The sequence below is a fragment of the Nocardioides baculatus genome (assembly GCF_016735675.1).
Classification (GTDB): domain Bacteria; phylum Actinomycetota; class Actinomycetes; order Propionibacteriales; family Nocardioidaceae; genus Nocardioides; species Nocardioides baculatus.
The window spans coordinates 223,941-241,393 of record NZ_JAERSG010000004.1 but is presented as its reverse complement, the minus strand read 5'-3'; the positions used below and the strand labels follow the sequence as shown (position 1 = coordinate 241,393).

At 72.3% G+C, this 17,453-nt stretch carries 13 protein-coding genes; 8 read left to right on the top strand and 5 right to left on the bottom strand.

Translation table 11 applies throughout. From position 1 onward, the window contains the following. Positions 1 to 2: 2 nt before the first annotated feature. The 6 genes from allB to JI751_RS14235 all read left to right on the top strand — a co-directional run bounded on the left by allB (position 3) and on the right by JI751_RS14235 (position 8,204). A complete protein-coding gene (allB, locus tag JI751_RS14260; RefSeq protein ID WP_307814243.1) occupies positions 3 to 1,331 on the top strand; it encodes an allantoinase AllB in 1,329 nt (442 codons plus the stop codon). 16 nt (positions 1,332 to 1,347) lie between these two features. Beyond that, a complete protein-coding gene (locus tag JI751_RS14255) occupies positions 1,348 to 2,172 on the top strand; it encodes a bifunctional allantoicase/(S)-ureidoglycine aminohydrolase (RefSeq protein WP_201937990.1) in 825 nt (274 codons plus the stop codon). Positions 2,173 to 2,273: 101 nt separating this feature from the next. Beyond that, positions 2,274 to 3,650 (top strand): xanthine dehydrogenase small subunit, encoded by a 1,377-nt coding sequence (locus tag JI751_RS14250; protein ID WP_307814241.1) that lies wholly within the window; start codon positions 2,274 to 2,276, stop codon positions 3,648 to 3,650. Beyond that, the gene (xdhB, locus tag JI751_RS14245) at positions 3,647 to 6,007 is read left to right on the top strand and encodes a xanthine dehydrogenase molybdopterin binding subunit (RefSeq protein ID WP_201937986.1); all 2,361 of its coding nucleotides are present in this window, start codon (positions 3,647 to 3,649) and stop codon (positions 6,005 to 6,007) included. The genes JI751_RS14250 and xdhB overlap by 4 nt, the downstream gene beginning before the upstream one ends. Further along, positions 6,004 to 6,828: a xanthine dehydrogenase accessory protein XdhC gene (xdhC, locus tag JI751_RS14240; RefSeq protein WP_201937984.1), complete on the top strand. Its 825-nt coding sequence runs from the start codon at positions 6,004 to 6,006 to the stop codon at positions 6,826 to 6,828. Before xdhB ends, xdhC begins: the two co-directional genes overlap by 4 nt. Next, entirely contained in the window at positions 6,825 to 8,204 is a 1,380-nt protein-coding gene (locus JI751_RS14235; protein WP_201937982.1) for a guanine deaminase, read from the top strand. Before xdhC ends, JI751_RS14235 begins: the two co-directional genes overlap by 4 nt. On the opposite strand, the gene aceB is transcribed toward JI751_RS14235, so the two are convergent. Continuing rightward, positions 8,167 to 9,747, bottom strand: a complete 1,581-nt coding sequence (gene aceB, locus JI751_RS14230; protein ID WP_201937980.1) for a malate synthase A — start codon at positions 9,745 to 9,747, stop codon at positions 8,167 to 8,169. The two genes, JI751_RS14235 and aceB, sit on opposite strands and share 38 nt — an antisense overlap. A gap of 25 nt (positions 9,748 to 9,772) precedes the next feature. Here aceB and JI751_RS14225 point away from each other — a divergent pair, with 25 nt between their 5' ends. Together JI751_RS14225 and map are read left to right on the top strand one after the other, a co-directional pair. Beyond that, on the top strand, positions 9,773 to 10,465 hold the full coding sequence (locus tag JI751_RS14225; protein WP_201937972.1) for a hypothetical protein: 693 nt from the start codon (positions 9,773 to 9,775) through the stop codon (positions 10,463 to 10,465). Beyond that, entirely contained in the window at positions 10,462 to 11,235 is a 774-nt protein-coding gene (gene map, locus JI751_RS14220; protein ID WP_201937970.1) for a type I methionyl aminopeptidase, read from the top strand. The genes JI751_RS14225 and map overlap by 4 nt, the downstream gene beginning before the upstream one ends. Here the strand turns inward: map and JI751_RS21135 are convergent. From JI751_RS21135 to JI751_RS14200, 4 genes are all read right to left on the bottom strand, one after another. Continuing rightward, positions 11,232 to 13,592, bottom strand: a complete 2,361-nt coding sequence (locus JI751_RS21135; protein WP_236666264.1) for an MMPL family transporter — start codon at positions 13,590 to 13,592, stop codon at positions 11,232 to 11,234. The two genes, map and JI751_RS21135, sit on opposite strands and share 4 nt — an antisense overlap. Positions 13,593 to 13,664: 72 nt before the next feature. Further along, a complete protein-coding gene (locus tag JI751_RS14210; RefSeq protein ID WP_201937962.1) occupies positions 13,665 to 14,723 on the bottom strand; it encodes a hypothetical protein in 1,059 nt (352 codons plus the stop codon). A 2-nt stretch (positions 14,724 to 14,725) separates the two neighbouring features. Then, on the bottom strand, positions 14,726 to 15,580 hold the full coding sequence (locus JI751_RS14205; RefSeq protein WP_201937960.1) for a glycerophosphodiester phosphodiesterase family protein: 855 nt from the start codon (positions 15,578 to 15,580) through the stop codon (positions 14,726 to 14,728). Then, positions 15,577 to 17,430 (bottom strand): AMP-dependent synthetase/ligase, encoded by a 1,854-nt coding sequence (locus tag JI751_RS14200; protein WP_201937957.1) that lies wholly within the window; start codon positions 17,428 to 17,430, stop codon positions 15,577 to 15,579. The genes JI751_RS14205 and JI751_RS14200 overlap by 4 nt, the downstream gene beginning before the upstream one ends. Between the last annotated feature and the right edge of the window lie 23 nt (positions 17,431 to 17,453).

Sequence of the window (17,453 nt, the reverse complement as noted above, 5' to 3'; positions counted from 1 at the left end):
GGGTGGCAGCCGATCTCCTCGTCCGTGCCCGCCGGGCCGTGGTCGGTGGCAGCGAGCGGGCGGTCGCCGTCGAGGTCACCGGCGGAGTCATCACCGCCCTGCACGCGTACGACGCCGAGGTCGAGGCCGACGTCGTGGTCGAGCTCGCCGACGACGAGGTCCTCCTGCCCGGCCTGGTCGACACCCACGTGCACGTCAACGAGCCGGGTCGCACCGAGTGGGAGGGCTTCGCCAGCGCGACCCGCGCGGCCGCGGCAGGTGGCGTCACGACCATCGTCGACATGCCGCTCAACAGCATCCCGCCGACCACGACGGTCGCGGCCCTCGACGAGAAGCGTGCGGTCGCGCGCGACCAGGTCCACGTCGACGTCGGCTTCTGGGGCGGAGCGGTGCCCGACAACCTCGACGACCTCGCGGGGCTCCACGACGCCGGGGTCTTCGGCTTCAAGTGCTTCCTGCTGGACTCCGGCGTCGAGGAGTTCCCGCACCTCGAGCGCCCGGACTTCGCCCGCGCGATGCAGGAGACGGCGCGGTTGGGGGCGCTGTTCATCGTGCACGCCGAGGACGGCGACCTCATCGACGACGACCGCCTGGCCGGTCGGCGCTACGACGGCTTCCTCGCGTCGCGGCCCCGGGTCGCCGAGGAGTCGGCGATCCACACGGTCATCGAGGTGGCCCGGGACGCCGGCGCGCGCGCCCACATCGTGCACCTCAGCGATGCCGACGCGGTGCCGATGCTGCGTGCTGCCCGCGCCGAGGGCGTCGACATCAGCGTCGAGACCTGCCCGCACTACCTGACCTTCGACGCCGAGCACATCGCCGACGGTGCGACCGAGCTGAAGTGCTGCCCACCGATCCGCGAGGCCGACAACCGCGAGGAGCTCTGGGCGTCGCTCGCCATGGGCGACATCGACCTCGTCGTCTCGGACCACTCGCCCTGCACCGTCGAGCTCAAGGCGCGCGGCGACGGTGACTTCGGCGCGGCCTGGGGCGGGATCGCCTCGGTGCAGCTCGGCCTGCCGGCCGTGTGGTCCGGCGCCGTGGCACGCGGCTACTCGCTCGTCGACGTCGTCCGGTGGATGGCGACGGCACCGGCGGACCGGGTGGGCTTGGTCCACAAGGGCCGCATCGAGGTGGGCGCGGACGCCGATCTGGTGCGGTTCGCGCCCGACGAGGAGCTCACCGTCGACGTCGCCCGGCTGCACCACAAGAACGCCGTGTCGGCCTACGCCGGCCGCCGGCTCCGCGGCGTGGTGCGCGAGACGTGGCTGCGGGGAGCGACGATCGGCGAGACCCCGACCGGACGACTGTTGAGGAGAGGCCAGCCATGAGTGAGCGGAGCGAGCGATGAGCTTTTTCGTACCGAGGGGCGGGCTTCCGGGGCAGACCGAGCTCACCACGGGAGATTCCGGCCGGGCGGTCTTCACCGAGGCGTACGCCGTCCTCCCGCGCGGCACCATGCGCGACATCGTCACCAGCCGGCTGCCGCACTGGGCCGACACCCGGCTCTGGGTGATCGCGCGACCGCTGTCCGGGTTCGCCGAGACCTTCTCGTGGTACGTCGTCGAGGTGGCCGCGGGCGGTGGCTCGGACCGACCCGACGACGACCCGGACGCCGAGTCCGTGCTCCTCGTCGTGGAGGGTGCGCTGTCGCTGACGATCGACGGCGTGCAGCACCGGATGGGTCCGGGCGGCTACGCCTTCCTGCCGCCCAGCGCCACGTGGACGCTGCACAACGAGAGCGACGAGGCGTCGACCTTCCACTGGATCCGCAAGGCCTACGAGCGCGTCGACGGCGTCGACGAGCCCGCGGCGTTCGTCACCGCCGAGGTCGACGTGGCGATCGAGCCGATGCCCGACACCGACGGGGCCTGGGGCACGCAGCGCTTCGTCGACCCCCTCGACGTACGCCACGACATGCACGTCAACATCGTCACCTTCGAGCCCGGCGGCGCGATCCCGTTCCCCGAGACCCACGTGATGGAGCACGGCCTCTACGTCCTCGAGGGCAAGGCGGTCTACCTGCTCAACCAGGACTGGGTCGAGGTGCAGGCGGGCGACTTCATGTGGCTGCGCGCCTTCTGCCCGCAGGCCTGCTACGCCGGAGGTCCCGGCCGGTTCCGCTACCTGCTCTACAAGGACGTCAACCGCCATCCCGGTCTTCGCCTCTGACGTGACCCAGGACACGTACGATGTGGGACGGCAGGTCGTCGTTCGCATGGCAAACCGTCGGCCCGTGACTCCCACGAACCATGCAGCGAGGGGAGTCCGACGTGCCTGAGCCACACATCACGGTCAACGGTCGCCCGCGCGCGCTCGGCGCGACGCCGGCCCACACCAACGTGCTCGACTTCCTGCGCGGCCTCGGCCTCACCGGGGCCAAGGAGGGCTGTGCCGAGGGGGAGTGCGGCGCCTGCGCCGTGATGGTCGCCCGACCCGAGATGCCGGGGGACGGTGACGGCAGCCGGTGGACCCCGGTCAACGCCTGCCTGGTGCCCGCCGCGGCGCTCGACGGGCAGGAGGTCGTCACGGCCGAGGGCCTCGGGCGTCCGGACGCGCTGCACCCGGTCCAGGCCGAGCTCGCCCAGCGCGGCGGCTCGCAGTGCGGCTACTGCACGCCCGGCTTCGTCTGCTCGATGGCCGCGGAGTACTACCGGCCCGGGCGCGAGGACTTCGACCTCCACGCCATCGGCGGCAATCTGTGCCGTTGCACGGGCTACCGGCCCATCCGCGACGCGGCGGCCGCCCTCGGGGCGGCACCCGCCGACGACCCGTTCGCCACGCGCTGCGCGAGCGCCGCACCCGCGAGCGTGCCCACCCGGATCGACGGCTTCGCCCGCCCGGCCGACCTCGCCGAGGCGCTCGCCCTGCTGGCCGAGCACCCCGAGGCGACGGTCGTCGCCGGCTCCACGGACTGGGGCGTCGAGGTCAACCTCCGCGGCCGCCGGGCGTCCCACGTCGTCGCGGTGGACCGGTTGCCCGAGCTGCGACAGCTCTCGGTCGGTGACGCGATCGAGATCGGTGCGGCCCTGACCCTGAGCGAGGTCGAGGCCGGCCTCGGCGGCAGCGTCCCGCTGCTGGAGCAGGTGTGGCCGCTCTTCGCCTCCCGGCTGATCCGCAACGGCGCGACGATCGGCGGCAACCTCGGCACCGCCTCGCCCATCGGCGACCTCGCGCCGGCGCTGCTCGCCCTCGAGGCCACGCTCGTGCTGGCGTCCGCCGGCGGCGACCGCGAGGTCGCCCTGGCCGACTACTTCACCGGCTACCGCGAGACCGTACGGCGACCCGGCGAGCTGATCCGCTCCGTGCGGATCCCGACGCCGCTCGCGTCGCACACCACGTTCCGCAAGATCTCCAAGCGGCGCCTCGACGACATCTCCAGCGTGGCCGTCGGCGCGGCGCTCGACGTCGTCGACGGCACCGTCGTCAGGGCCCGGATCGGGCTCGGCGGCGTGGCCGCGACGCCGATCCGCGCGCTCGCCACCGAGGCGGCGCTGGAGGGCCGGGTGTGGAGCCGGGCGACCGTGGAGGAGGCGGCCACCGTCATGGCGACCGAGGGCACCCCCATCGACGACCAGCGGGCGAGTGCGGCCTACCGCTCCGCGATGCTCGGCAACGCACTCCGCGCCTGGTGGGAGGAGGCACGATGAGCCACCTCTCCGACCGCCCCGACGACGCCGTCGTCGGCCGCGCGCTGCCCCACGAGAGCGCCGCCCTGCACGTCACCGGCGACGCCCTCTACACCGACGACCTGGTGGTCCGTACGCCCGGCGTCCTGCACGCGCACCCGGTCTCCTCGCCGCACCCGCACGCCCGGGTCACCCGCATCGACACCTCGCCCGCGCTCGCGGTGGCGGGAGTCGTCCGCGTGCTGACGGCCGACGACGTGCCCGGGACCAACGACGCGGGCGTGAAGCACGACGAGCCGCTCTTCCCGGAGATCGTGATGTTCGTCGGGCACGCGGTCTGCTGGGTGCTGGGGGAGACGCTGGAGGCCGCCCGGCTCGGTGCGGCCGCCGTCGAGGTCGACTACGAGCCGCTGCCCGCTGTCGTGGCGCTGACCGAGGCGATCGCCGCGGAGAGCTTCCAGGGCGGCCAGCCCGTCGTCACGCGCGGTGACGTCGAGGAGGGCCTCGCCGGAGCCGCCCACGTGTTCAGCGGCACGACCGAGATGGCCGGCCAGGAGCACTTCTACCTCGAGACCCACGCGTCGCTCGCCCTCGTCGACGAGGGCGGCCAGGTGTTCGTGCAGAGCAGCACCCAGCACCCCACCGAGACGCAGGAGATCGTCGCCCACGTGCTGGGTCGGCAGTCCCACGAGATCACCGTCCAGTGCCTGCGGATGGGCGGCGGCTTCGGCGGCAAGGAGATGCAGCCGCACGGCTTCGCCGCCGTCGCCGCCCTCGGCGCGACGCTGACCGGTCGTCCGGTCCGGCTGCGGCTCGACCGGACGCACGACATGACCATGACCGGCAAGCGGCACGGCTTCCACGCGCAGTGGCGGGTGGGCTTCGACGACGACGGCCGGTTCACCGCGCTCGAGGCGACGCTCACCTCCGACGGGGGCTGGAACCTCGACCTCAGCGAGCCCGTGCTCGCCCGGGCGCTCTGCCACGTCGACAACGCCTACTGGATCCCGCACGTCCGCGTGCACGGACGCGTCGCCCACACCCACAAGACCTCGCAGACCGCGTTCCGCGGTTTCGGTGGTCCGCAGGGGATGCTCGTCATCGAGGACGTGCTCGGCCGGTGCGCGCCGCTCCTCGGCATCGACCCGGTCGACCTGCGCCGCCGCAACTTCTACGTCGACGGGCAGGCGACGCCCTACGGCCAGCCGGTGCGCCACCCCGAGCGGGTCGTCGCCGCCTGGGACCAGGTGCTCGAGACCGGCGAAGTCGCGCGCCGCCGCCGCGAGGTCGCGGAGTTCAACGCCGCCCACGAGCACCGCAAGAGGGCGCTCGCGGTGACCCCGCTGAAGTTCGGCGTCTCCTTCAACTTCACCGCCTTCAACCAGGCCGGTGCGCTGGTGCACGTCTACAAGGACGGCTCGGTGCTGATCAACCACGGCGGCACCGAGATGGGCCAGGGGCTGCACACCAAGATGCTCCAGGTGGCGGCGACCAGCCTCGGCATCCCGCTCGGGCGCGTCCGGCTCGCGCCGACCCGCACGGACAAGGTGCCCAACACGTCGGCGACCGCGGCCAGCTCGAGCGCCGACCTCAACGGCGGCGCCGTCAAGGACGCCTGCGAGCAGATCCTCGGCCGGTTGCGCGAGGTCGACGCGGGCCGCGGCCTGGCCTGGGACGACCTGGTGCGCGAGGCGTACTTCGGCCGCGTGCAGCTGTGGGCGGCCGGCTTCTACCGGACCGAGGGCATCCACTGGGACTCCACGGCGATGCAGGGACACCCGTTCAAGTACTTCGCCTACGGCGTCGCCGCCGCCGAGGTCGAGGTCGACGGCTTCACCGGCGCCTACACGACCCGGCGCGTCGACATCGTGCAGGACGTCGGCGACAGCCTGTCGCCGCTCGTCGACATCGGGCAGGTCGAGGGCGGCTTCGCCCAGGGAGTGGGCTGGCTGACGCTGGAGGACCTGCGCTGGGACGAGACCGACGGCCCCGGCCGCGGCCGGCTGACCACCCAGTCGGCCAGCACCTACAAGCTGCCGAGCCTCGGCGAGCTGCCCGGCGAGCTCCACGTCGCGCTGCTCGAGCAGGCCCACGAGGACGGGGTCGTCTACGGCTCCAAGGCGGTCGGCGAGCCGCCGCTGATGCTGGCCTTCTGCGTGCGCGAGGCGCTGCGCGAGGCGGCTGCGGCGTTCGGCGCGGAGGGCACCAGCGTGGACCTGCCGTCACCGGCCACGCCGGAGGCGGTCTTCTGGGCCGTGGAGCGGGCCCGCACCGCGGGGCCGGACCACGTCGTCGACGGCCTCCCGGGCGTCGTGCCCGACCCTCCCGACCCGAGTGCGCCGGCCCTCCACCCGACCTCCGAGCGGAGTGCGCCGTGAGCTGGCTCGACGCCGTACGACGCCTGCGCGACGACCGCGTGCCCGGCGTCCTGGTCACGGTGAGCGACGTACGCGGTCACGCGCCGCGCGACGCCGGCGCGAAGATGGTCGTCGCCGCCACAGGCACCTGGGGCAGCGTCGGCGGTGGCAACCTCGAGGAGACGGCCGTCGCCCGCGCCCGGGTGATGATCGACGCGGGCGCCGCGGTGCCGGAGCAGCTCACGGTCGGCCTGAGCGACAAGGCCCGCACCGACCACGGCCGCCAGTGCTGCGGCGGCGAGGTCACGCTGCTCCTCGAGCCGCTGCCGGTCGTGCCCTCGGTCGCGATCTTCGGTGTGGGCCACGTCGGCCTGGAGCTGGCCCGGGTGCTCTCCGGCCACGACCTCGACCTCCACCTCGTCGACTCGCGCCCCGGCCAGCTGGACGACGTACGGCTGGCGCGGGTGCTGGAGGGGGAGGCGCGGGTCGAGGCCCACCGCGCGCCGGTCCCCGAGCTCGCGCTCGGGTCGGTGCCGCCCGGCACCCACGTCCTGGTGATGACCCACGACCACGCCGAGGACTTCGCGCTCTGCGACGCCGCCCTGCGGTGCACCCATCTCGGCACGATCGGGCTGATCGGGTCGTCGGCGAAGTGGACCCGGTTCCGCACCGGCCTGACCGTCGAGGGCCACGACGAGGCGACCATCGCCCGGATCCGTTGCCCCATCGGCCTCCCTGGCCTCGGATCGGGCGGCGGCAAGGAACCGGCCACGATCGCGGTGTCGGTCGCGGCTGAGCTGCTCGGGCTGTTCGCCGCCGAGCGCGAACGGGCGGTCCGATGATCGACGCTGCGACGAGCCCGGGATTCCTCTACCGGGCGCGGGCCTTCGACACGCCCGTCGACCCGTTCACCACCGGCGACGGACCGGGCTTCCGCCACGACGACGACCTCGGCCTGCTCGTGTCGCACGACGACGGCACGATCGTGGCCCGCGGGCCGTTCGCGGCACTGGCCGCCGTCCACCGCACCGCCCCGGTGATCGACCTGCGCGACGGCATCCTCCTGCCCGGCCTCGTCGACACCCACGTCCACTTCCCGCAGGTGCGGGTGATCGGCGCCCTCGGGATGCCGCTGCTCGAGTGGCTCGACCGGTGTGCGCTGCCGGAGGAGCAGCGGCTCGCGTCGACGGCGTACGCTGCCACGATCGCGGGGGAGTTCGTCGCCGGCCTGATCTCGGCCGGGACGACGACGTCGCTGGTCTTCGGGTCGCACTTCGCCTCTGCGGTCGACGCGCTCTTCACCGAGGCCGAGCGCTACGGACTGCGGGTCACGAGCGGACTGGTCCTGAGCGACCGGATCCTGCCCGAGCCGCTCCTGACCACCCCGGACCGCGCCTACGACGAGTCGGTCGACCTGGCGACGCGGTGGCACGGCAACGGGCGGTTGCGCTACGCCGTCACCCCCCGCTTCTCGCTCTCCGCGTCCGACCCGATCCTGGCCGCGTGCGGGGCGGTGATGGACTCGGTGCGCGACGTCTGCTTCACCTCCCACGTCAACGAGAACAACGCCGAGGTCGCCACGGTCGCGGGGCAGTTCCCCGACCGCGCGCACTACGTCGACACCTACGACCACCACGGCCTGCTCGGTCCGCTCTCCGTGCTGGCCCACGACGTGCACCCCACCGACCCGGAGCTCGCGGTGATGGCTGCGCGCGGGACGTCCGTGGCGTGGTGCCCCACCAGCAACGCGGCGCTCGGCTCGGGGCTGTTCCCGCTGCGCCGCCACCTCGAGGCGGGCGTACGGGTCGCGCTGGGCAGCGACGTCGGTGCGGGCACCGGGTTCTCGATCTTCAAGGAGGGCCTGCAGGCCTACTTCCTCCAGCACCTCATGGGTCCCGACGGCATCCCGCTCGGTGCCGGCCACCTGCTCCACCTGAGCACGTCCGCCGGCGCCGCTGCGCTCGGCCTGGCCGACACCGTCGGCGACCTGTCGGAGGGCAAGCAGTTCGACGCCGTGCTGCTCCGTCCGCCGCCCGGCACGGCGCTCGACATCGGCCTGCGGCACGCCGACTCCCCGGAGTCCGCGCTCGGCAAGGTCTTCGCGCTCGCGTCCGACGCCGACGTGGCCGACGTCTGGGTGGGCGGCGAGCAGATCGCCTCGGGCGGCTTCGTGCGGCCGGTCAATCGCCTCGCGCCAGCAGGACGTCGTACGCCCTGAGGGTCAGGAAGTCGGGGAAGTCCTCGCCGAGCGCGCAGTCCACGAAGAGCCGGCGGGCGTCGTCGTCGACGCTGCCCTCGAGTGCGGTGAACTCCTCCTCGACGACTCGTTCGACCAGCTCGCGCGTCACGACCTCGCCGGTGTCGAGCGCCGCACCGTTGTAGACCCACTGCCACACCTGTGAGCGGGAGATCTCCGCCGTGGCCGCGTCCTCCATCAGGTTGTCGATCCCGGCGGCACCGTTGCCGGACAGCCAGGCGTGGAGGTACTGCATGCCGATGCGGACGTTGCCGCGCAGGCCCGCCTCGGTCCGCTCGCCGGGCGTCTCGCCGACGGCGAGCAGGTCGGCCGCGGCCACGGACACCTCGTCACGCGTGACGTCGAGCTGGTTGTCGCGGCCCGCGAGGGCGTCGTCGAAGACCTCGGCGCACAGCGGGACCAGGTCGGGGTGGGCGACCCAGGACCCGTCGAAGCCGGCGCGGACCTCGCGCGTCTTGTCCTCGCGCACCTTCGCGAACGCGCGCTCGTTGACCTCCGGGTCGCGTCGGCTCGGGATGAAGGCCGCCATCCCGCCGATCGCGAAGGCGCCGCGCCGGTGGCAGGTCCGCACGAGCAGGTCGCTGTAGGCCTTCATCATCGGGGCGGCCATGGTGACCGCGTTGCGGTCGGGGAGCGTGAAGCCGGGACCGGCGTCGCGGAAGTTCTTGATGATGCTGAACAGGTAGTCCCAGCGCCCGGCGTTGAGGCCGGCGGCGTGGTCGCGCAGCTCGTAGAGGATCTCGTCCATCTCGAAGGCCGCGGTGATCGTCTCGATCAGCACCGTGGCGCGTACCGAGCCGTGCGGGACGCCGAGCGCCTGCTCGGCGTGGGTGAAGACCTCGTCCCACAGCCGCGCCTCGAGGTGCGACTCCATCTTCGGCAGGTAGTAGTAGGGCCCGCTGCCCCGGGCGAGGAGCTCGCGGGCGTTGTGGAAGAAGTGCAGGCCGAAGTCGACGAGCGCGGCGACGACCGGACGGCCGTCGCGGGTCAGGTGCGCCTCGTCGAAGTGCCAGCCGCGCGGCCTCGGCAGCACGACCGGCGTCGCCGACGGGTCGGCGACGGCGTACTCCTTGCCCTCCGGCGAGGTGAAGGACAGCTGCCCGCGCGTGGCGTCGCGCAGCGTGAGCTGGCCGCCGACGACGTTGCGCCAGTGGGGGGTGTTGGCGTCCTCGAGGTCGGCGAGCCACACGCGCGCGCCGGAGTTGAGGGCGTTGATCGCCATCTTGGGCTCGGTCGGTCCGGTGATCTCGACGCGCCGGTCCCGCAGGTCCGCGGGGACGTCGGCGACCCGCCAGTCGCCGGCGCGGACGTCGGCGGTCTCGGCGAGGAAGCCGAGGGTGCCGGTGCGGGCGATCTCGCCCCGGCGCGTACGGCGTGCGGCGAGCAGCTCGTCGCGCCGTGCGTGGAAGCGCTCGTCGAGGTCGGCCACGAATGCCAGCGCCTCGGGCGTGAGGACCTCCTCGGACCGTGGCACGGCAGGGGCGAGGAGGTCGAGGTCGGTCATGGCGGTCACGATAGCCTCGGGCCCGATGCTCCGAGCCCGACTTCTGACCTGCGCCCTCGTGGTCCTCGCGCCCCTGCTCGCGGGGTGTGACGGCGACGAGCCCACGATCGCTCTGCTGGTCGCCGACGGCACCGACTCCACCTCGCGCGCGGTCGACGTCGACCAGTTCACCGAGCGGGTCGAGTCGACCTGCGACGAGTGCCGCGTCGCGGTCTACGACGCCGAGGGCGACGCCGGCACGCAGCGCAGCCAGGTCCGCCAGGCGGAGGCGCGCAGCTCCGACGTGATCGTCGTCGTGCCGGTCGACGTCGACGACCTCTCGTCGCTGACCCGACCCGAGGTGCCGGTCGTGTCGCTCGGCGAGGTGGTGCCGGGGTCGGACGGCTTCGTCGGACTCGCGGACGGCGACGTCGCGGCAGCGCCGGTGACCGACCTGGAGGCCGCTCGCGAGGTGCTGCTGGGCGACGAGGAGTCGATGACCTTCGTCCCGACCCGCGCGATGAGCGAGCAGGCCGCCGACGTCGCCGTCGCACTGCTCGCCGGGAACCCGGTGCCGGACGCCGAGGAGGTCGACGGCGTCGACGCGTGGCTCTACCGGCACCAGGACGTCACGATCGACGACCTGACGTCCGTGCTGGTCCGACAGGGTGTGCTGACGCTGGACGAGCTGTGCAGCGGGACCGCCGAGAAGCGCTGCGAGAAGCTGGGACTGAAATGATCGAGATCCTCACCCCTGCCCAGGTCGACCGGGCCCGTCGGACCGGTGCACTGGTCGGCGACATCCTCGCGACGCTGCGGGGGCGCAGCCTGGTGGGCACCAACCTGCTCGAGCTCGACCGGTGGACCGCGGAGATGATCCGCGACGCGGGCGCGGAGTCCTGCTACGTCGACTACGCGCCGTCGTTCGGCCGCGGGCCGTTCGGCCACTACGTCTGCACCTCCGTCAACGACGCGGTGCTGCACGGTCGCCCGCGCGACCAGCGCCTCGAGGACGGCGACCTGCTGACGCTCGACCTCGCGGTCCGCCTCGACGGCGTCGCCGCCGACTCCGCGATCAGCTTCGTCGTCGGTGACACGCGGCCGGCCGGGAGCGTCGAGATGATCGAGACGACCCAGCGCGCGCTGGCGGTCGGCATCGCCGCCGCCCGCCCGGGGGCGAAGATCGGCGACCTCTCCCACGCGATCGGCTCGGTCCTGCACGAGGCCGGCTACCCGATCAACATGCAGTACGGCGGCCACGGCATCGGCACGACCATGCACCAGGACCCTCACGTCTCCAACGACGGCCGCCCGGGCCGCGGCTACAAGCTCCGCCCCGGCCTGCTCCTGGCCCTCGAGCCGTGGATCATGGTCGACACCGACGAGCTGGTCACCGACGACGACGGCTGGACGCTGCGCAGCGCCACCGGGTGCCTGACGGCCCACAGCGAGCACACGATCGCCATCACCGAGGACGGCGCGGAGATCCTGACCCTGCCGACGACCTAGTGCACCGTCTCCAGCGGAGCCTGCGCCTCGGCCTCGGTGAGCGGAACGTCGGCGGAGTCGAGCTTGCTCGGCCACCAGATCTTGCCGCCGAGGTCGAGGTTGAGCGCGGTGACCAGCACGGAACGGACGATCATCGTGTCGAGCATGACGCCGAGGGCCACCGCGACGCCGAGCTCGGCGAGGAACACCAGCGGCAGTGACCCGAGGACCAGGAACGTCGCCGCCAGCACGATGCCGGCCGACGTGATCACGCCTCCGGTCGAGGCGAGGCCGATCAGCGAGCCCTTGCGGGTGCCGTAGGTGATGGTCTCCTCGCGCACGCGGGTCATCAGGAAGATGTTGTAGTCGATGCCCAGGGCCACCAGGAACACGAATGCGAACAGCGGGAACCCGGGATCGGACCCGGCGAAGCCGAAGACGTACTCGAAGAGCAGGGCCGAGATGCCGAGCGCGGCCCCGAACGACAGCACCACCGTCGCGATCAGGATGAGCGGCGCGACGAGCGCCCGGAGCAGGCCGATGAGGATGAGCAGGACGACGGCGAGCACCAGCGGCATGATCACCTTGCTGTCGCGCTCGCTGGCGATCTTGGTGTCGAGGTAGAACGCCGATCCGCCACCGACGAGGGCGTCGGCACCGTCGACGGCGTGGACGGCGTCGCGGGAGGCCTCGACGATGTCGGCCGCGGTCGCCGAGGAGATGTCGGCGTTGATCGTCGCCTCGAACCACGAGCGTCCGGTGGAGAGCTGCTGCACCTCGCCCGGCTCGCCGAGACCGTCGATGCCCGACAGGGCCGACCGGACGTCGGCCGCTGCGTCGGTCTCGGTGGTCACCTGGATGGTGTTGGAGCTGTCGGAAAGGTCGTGCTCGGTGAGCAGCTTCTGACCCTTGATGGAGTCGAACTCCTTCGTGTAGGTCTCCTCGGTCGACAGCCCGGAGGTGTCGAGGCGGAACAGGCCGAGGCAGGCCAGGAGCAGCAGGCCCGTGGTCACGACCCAGACCCGGCGCGGGCGAGGGCTGATCGCGCGGCCGACGCGCGACCATAGCCCGCTGGCGGTGGGTTCGGCGCTGCGGAAGTCGGGGCGGCTGTGGACCTTGGTCCAGTGCTCGATGGCGACCTGGATGAGGACGAGGAGCCCGAGGAACGCGCTCAAGCCACCCAGCCCAGACATGAGCGCACCGAGGCCCGCGAGGGCGCCGCCGCCACTCGCGAGCGCGGCACCGGCGCCGGCGATGGCGAGACCACCGACGATCTCGCCCAGCCCGACCTTCACCCACGTGCCATGCCCGTCGCGCGCGGGCCCGAAGACCCAGCGACCACAGATCACGAGCAGGGCGGGCAGCAGCGTGACCATCACGAGCACGGTGACGGCCACACCGATCGCGAGGACCGGGCCGAGCCCGGCGGTTGAGTTGAGCTCGGCGAACGACAGGCACAACATCCCGATCGCCACCGTCGCAGCGCTCGCGAGGATCGCGGGGGAAGCCCGGTGCAGGGCGAACGCCATCGCCTCGTGGCGGTCCTCGTGGCGACGCAGCTCCTCCCGGTAGCGCGCCACCAACAGGAGCGCGTAGTCAGTGCCGGCACCGATGACCAGGATGCTCAGGATGGCCTGGCTCTGCCCGTTGACGGTGAGGCCGGCGTACTTCGCCAGCAGGTAGACCAGGCCGGTCGCGATGAAGTTGGCCGAGATCGCGCAGAAGATCGGGAGCAGCCAGAGATAGGCGCTGCGGTAGGTGATGAGGAGCAGGACGACCACCACGAGCAACGTGGCGAAGATGAGGTTGGTGTCGATGCCCTCGAACGCCTCCGCGGAGTCGGCCGCCTGGCCGCCGTAGCCCGCGAGGTGGACCTCCCCGCCGTCGATCTGCGCGATGTCCCGGATCTCGTCGGCGGCGTCGGGGATGGCGTTCCACCCGTCGGTGCCGAAGTTGAGCACGAAGTAGAGGTAGGCGACCTCTCCGTCCTCCGACACGAGCGTGGGCACGGGGGCTCCCTGGGCAGCTGCCGCCTCCGCGGCGGCAGGCGTCAGGACACCCTGGTCGGTGACGCCGTCGAGCTCGGCGATCTCCGCGCCGTCCTCCTCCATCGCCGCGAGGTCGTCGTCGGTGAGGCCACCGTCGCGGTGGAACACGACCAGCGTCGGGATGTCGTTGGGGTCGACGGTCTCCGAGAGCTCGTCGAGGACCTTCGTCGACTCGGCCGAGCCGGGCAGCCACGACGACGCCTCGTTGTTCTGGACGTCGGCGAGCTTGGCCGAGAACGTGGCCATGAAGCCGGTGATGACGAGGACGGCGACGAGGACGACCCACTTGGTGACCCTGCCGGTGAGCGAGCCGGCGATCTGACGATGCATGCGTCCAGTCGACCAGCCGGGACCGACATCGTGCATCGGTGATTCCCCCGAGGTCTAGACAGGGGGCTGACCTCAGCGCGTCTGGAGCCGGAAGGGCGAGAAGGTGTCCATCGAGCCGCGACGCGGGGCGACGGCGTACTCCATCGAGCCGTCGACGCCGAGCCGTACGACCGCCCACTCGCCGTCCTGGTAGGTCACGACGAGCACGTGGTCGGCGTCCTCCCAGACCTCGTCGAAGTACGTCGCCGAGCTGCCGTCGCGGGCCGAGGAGAAGGAGCGGACCACGGAGCCGTCGGACGTCGCGAGGACGGCCAGGGCGGTCGGCCCGAAGCCGTCGGCGTACGCCGGGGTGCCGAGGACGTGGCGGTTGTCGGTCGAGATGTCGGAGAGCTGGTTGTCGCACGTGCGCCACGTCACGCGCCAGCTGCGGAGCATCGCGCTGCACGAGCCGAAGTCGCTGACCGAGGTGAGCCCGCCGAGCCAGCGACCGCGTCCGGTGTCGACCTGGCGCAGGTGGGGGACGGTGTCGACGATGCCGTGGGAGGAGGTGTAGAAGGCGCGGCGCGGACCGTTGACGGCGATCGAGCAGCCGAAGCCGGGGTCGCCCTCACCCTCCTTGCAGTTCTCGCCGGTGACCGCCGCGGCGTGGGCGGTTCCGGTGACCGGCAGCCGGTTGAAGCGGAGGACCCGGTCGCCCTCCTGGTCGATCGTCCACACCCGGCCGGCGCGTCCGGCGAAGGCGACGACCTGTCCCTGCGGGGAGACGGCGAGGCCGTAGCCGGTGCGCCACTCGCCCGCGCCGGGTGTGCCGTCGGCGGCGATCCAGCGGGTGGTGGCGCGTCGGCCGATGGTCTGGACGACGTAGCCCGAGCCCATCGGCGCGAACTGGTCGAGCGCGTTGGCGACCGGTGTGGTCGTGCCGCCGGTGCCGTGGATGACGGTGCGACCGGAGCGTCGCTCGGACCACGCGATCGCCGGGGGCGCGCCCTGGGCGAGGTCGGAGACGTCGAGCACGACGCGCTTCGGTGCGGGCGTCGCCGGGCTCGCCGGGCTCGCCTGGGTCGTCGTGGCGAGGGAGGCGGAGAGCGCGAGCGTGGTCGCGGCGAGGACGGCGGCGCGGACGATGGTCATGCTCAGGAGACGTCCGGGGCGGCGGCGTGGTTGCCCCCACCGGGAAAGGATTCCGGCAGCTCGAGCCCCTGGTCCGCGATCACCTCGCGCAGCCGCTCCGGATGGTTGGTGATCAGGCCGTCGACCCCGAGGCGGACGAGGTGGCGCATGGTCGGCTCGTCGTCGACGACGTACGGGATCACGCGCAGGCCGGCTCCGTGGGCCTCGTCGACGAGGGCCGCGGTCGCGAACGGCCGGTATGCCGGGTCGTCCACGCCCGACGTGTAGGGCGAGCCGTGGATCGGGGAGATCGCCGTGAAGCCCTCCTTCGCCGCCGTGCGCACGAAGTCGGCGTCGACCGCGAGCCCGTCGAACCAGGGGGACGGGCTGCCCTTCAGGTACTTCGGCGAGACGAGCAGGTTGCGCTCCAGCGCCGGCTCCGCCTCCGCGACCCGGACGAGCACGCCCCAGTCGAAGCACTGGATGCTGGTCCGCCCGACCAGGCCGTCGATCCGCAGCGCGTCGACGACCTTGGCCACGAACGCCTCGCGCGTGGTGAGCTGCGCGGCGTCGACGGCGTCGTACTTGATCTCGAGGTTGATCCGGACCGGGTCGGCACCGCGCTCGCGCACGAGCGCCGCCACCTGCCGCAGCAGCGGCATCGTCGGCGGGAGGTCGGCGCGGGTGAGCCGGCGGATCAGGCGGGCATCGTGGAGGGCCGCGTCGTGCGCGACGACCACGTCGTCCTCGGCGGTGAGGTGGACGTCGAGCTCGAGCGTCGAGACGCCGAGCGCGAGGGCGCGGCCGAACGCCTCGAGGGTGTTCTCGGGCCAGAGCCCCGCGCCCCCGCGGTGGGCCTGCAGGTCGAACGGGCTCACGTGTAGAGGGCGTCCACCACGTCGGCGTACTTCGTCTTCACGACGCGGCGCTTGAGCTTGAGGGTCGGGGTCAGCTCCTCCGACTCCGCGGTCCACTCGTCGGGGAGCAGCTCCCACGCCTTGACCTGCTCGGGCCGCGAGAGCCGCTCGTTGGCCGCGTCGACGGCCGCCTGCGTCATCGCCCGGATCTGCGGCTTGGTCGACAGGTCGGCGAGGTCGGTGAACTCGACGCCCATCTTCGCGGCCACGAGCGGCGCGATCTCGCCGTCGAGGGTGAGGATCGCGACGACGTAGGACTGGCCGTCGCCGAGGGCCATCGCGTGCCCGACGATCGGCGACTCCTTGAGGTAGTTCTCGATGTTGGAGGGCGCGATGTTCTTGCCCGCCGAGGTGATGATCAGCTCCTTCTTGCGATCGATGATCGAGTAGAAGCCGTCCTCGTCGACGGTGCCGATGTCGCCGGTGTGGATCCAGCCGTCGTCGTCGATGAGCGCGCGGGTCGCCTGCTCCTGGAGGTGGTAGCCGGGGGTGTTGACCGGGCCGCGGCAGAGGATCTCCCCGTCCTCGTCGAGGCGCACCTCGATCCCGGGGTTGGGCACGCCGACGGTGCCGAGCTTGAAGTGCTCGGGGCCGTTGGAGGTGAAGGCCCCGGTGGTCTCGGTCATGCCGTAGACGTCGTACACGCGCAGGCCGAGGCCGCCCATGAACTTCGCCACCTCGAGCGGCATCGGCGCGGCCGCGCTGGCCGCCCACTCGACCTGGTCGAGCCCGAGCAGCAGCCGGAGGAAGCCGAGGATCGCCTCGTCCGCCTTCGCGTAGGCCTCCTCGACCTCGGGCGTCATCGCGTTGCCGTACTCGTGGGCCTGCGTCCACGCGAGACCCGCGGCCATCGCGTTCTTCACCAGCTCCTGGTTGTCGGGGTTCGGGTCCTCGGCGAGCTTGGCCGAGATGCCCGTCTTGATCTTCTCCCACACGCGCGGGACGCCGAAGAACGCCGTCGGGTGCACCTCACCGAGCGCGCCGAGCAGGCCGGCGGGGTCGGGGATCGCGTGCACGTGGCTGCCGAGGAACGGAGGGGCGTACGTCGCCAGGACCCGCTCGGCGATGTGGGCGAGCGGCAGGTAGGAGACGGTGCGCTGCGGGCCCTGCAGCCCGGCGTTGTCGAGCGTCGAGACGGCCTCGAACATGACGTTGTGGTGGGTGAGCACGACGCCCTTGGGGTTGCCGGTCGTGCCCGAGGTGTAGAGGTAGGTGGCCGGCAGGTCGGGGGTGATCCGGTCCATCCGCTCCTCGACGCCGCTGGTGTCGTCGCCGCGGGCGAGGAGGTCGTCCCACGTCATCACCCGCGGGTCGTCGACGCTGTCCGCGTCGGCCAGCATCACGACGTGGCGGATCGAGTCGACGTCGGCGAGCGCCTTCTCCCAGCGCTGGTAGCGGTCGTGGTCCTCGAGGATCACCACGACGGGTCGTGACTCGCCGGCGATGAAGGCCACCTGGTCCTGGGCGAGCGTGTTGTAGATCGACATCGGGACCGCCGCCGCCGTCATCACGCCGTAGTCGGCCAGCGTGTGCGCCGTACGGTTCACCGCCATGATCGCGACCGGGTCACCCTTCTCGACGCCGAGGTCCATCAGCGCCGCCGCCACGCGCTGGGTCTGCTCCCACGTCTGCGCCCACGAGATCGTCGACCACGTTTCGCCCTCAGGCACGTCGAACCGGTCGGAGAAGGCGGGCGCGTCGCCGAACCTCTCGGCCGCCTGACGCACCGTCGCCGGCATGTGCAGGCCGAGGATGCGCGCCTCGTAGTCCTCGCGGACCGTGGCGATGTCGTCGGGGACTTCGGTGGCCATGGCAGCTCCTCGGCGAACATGTG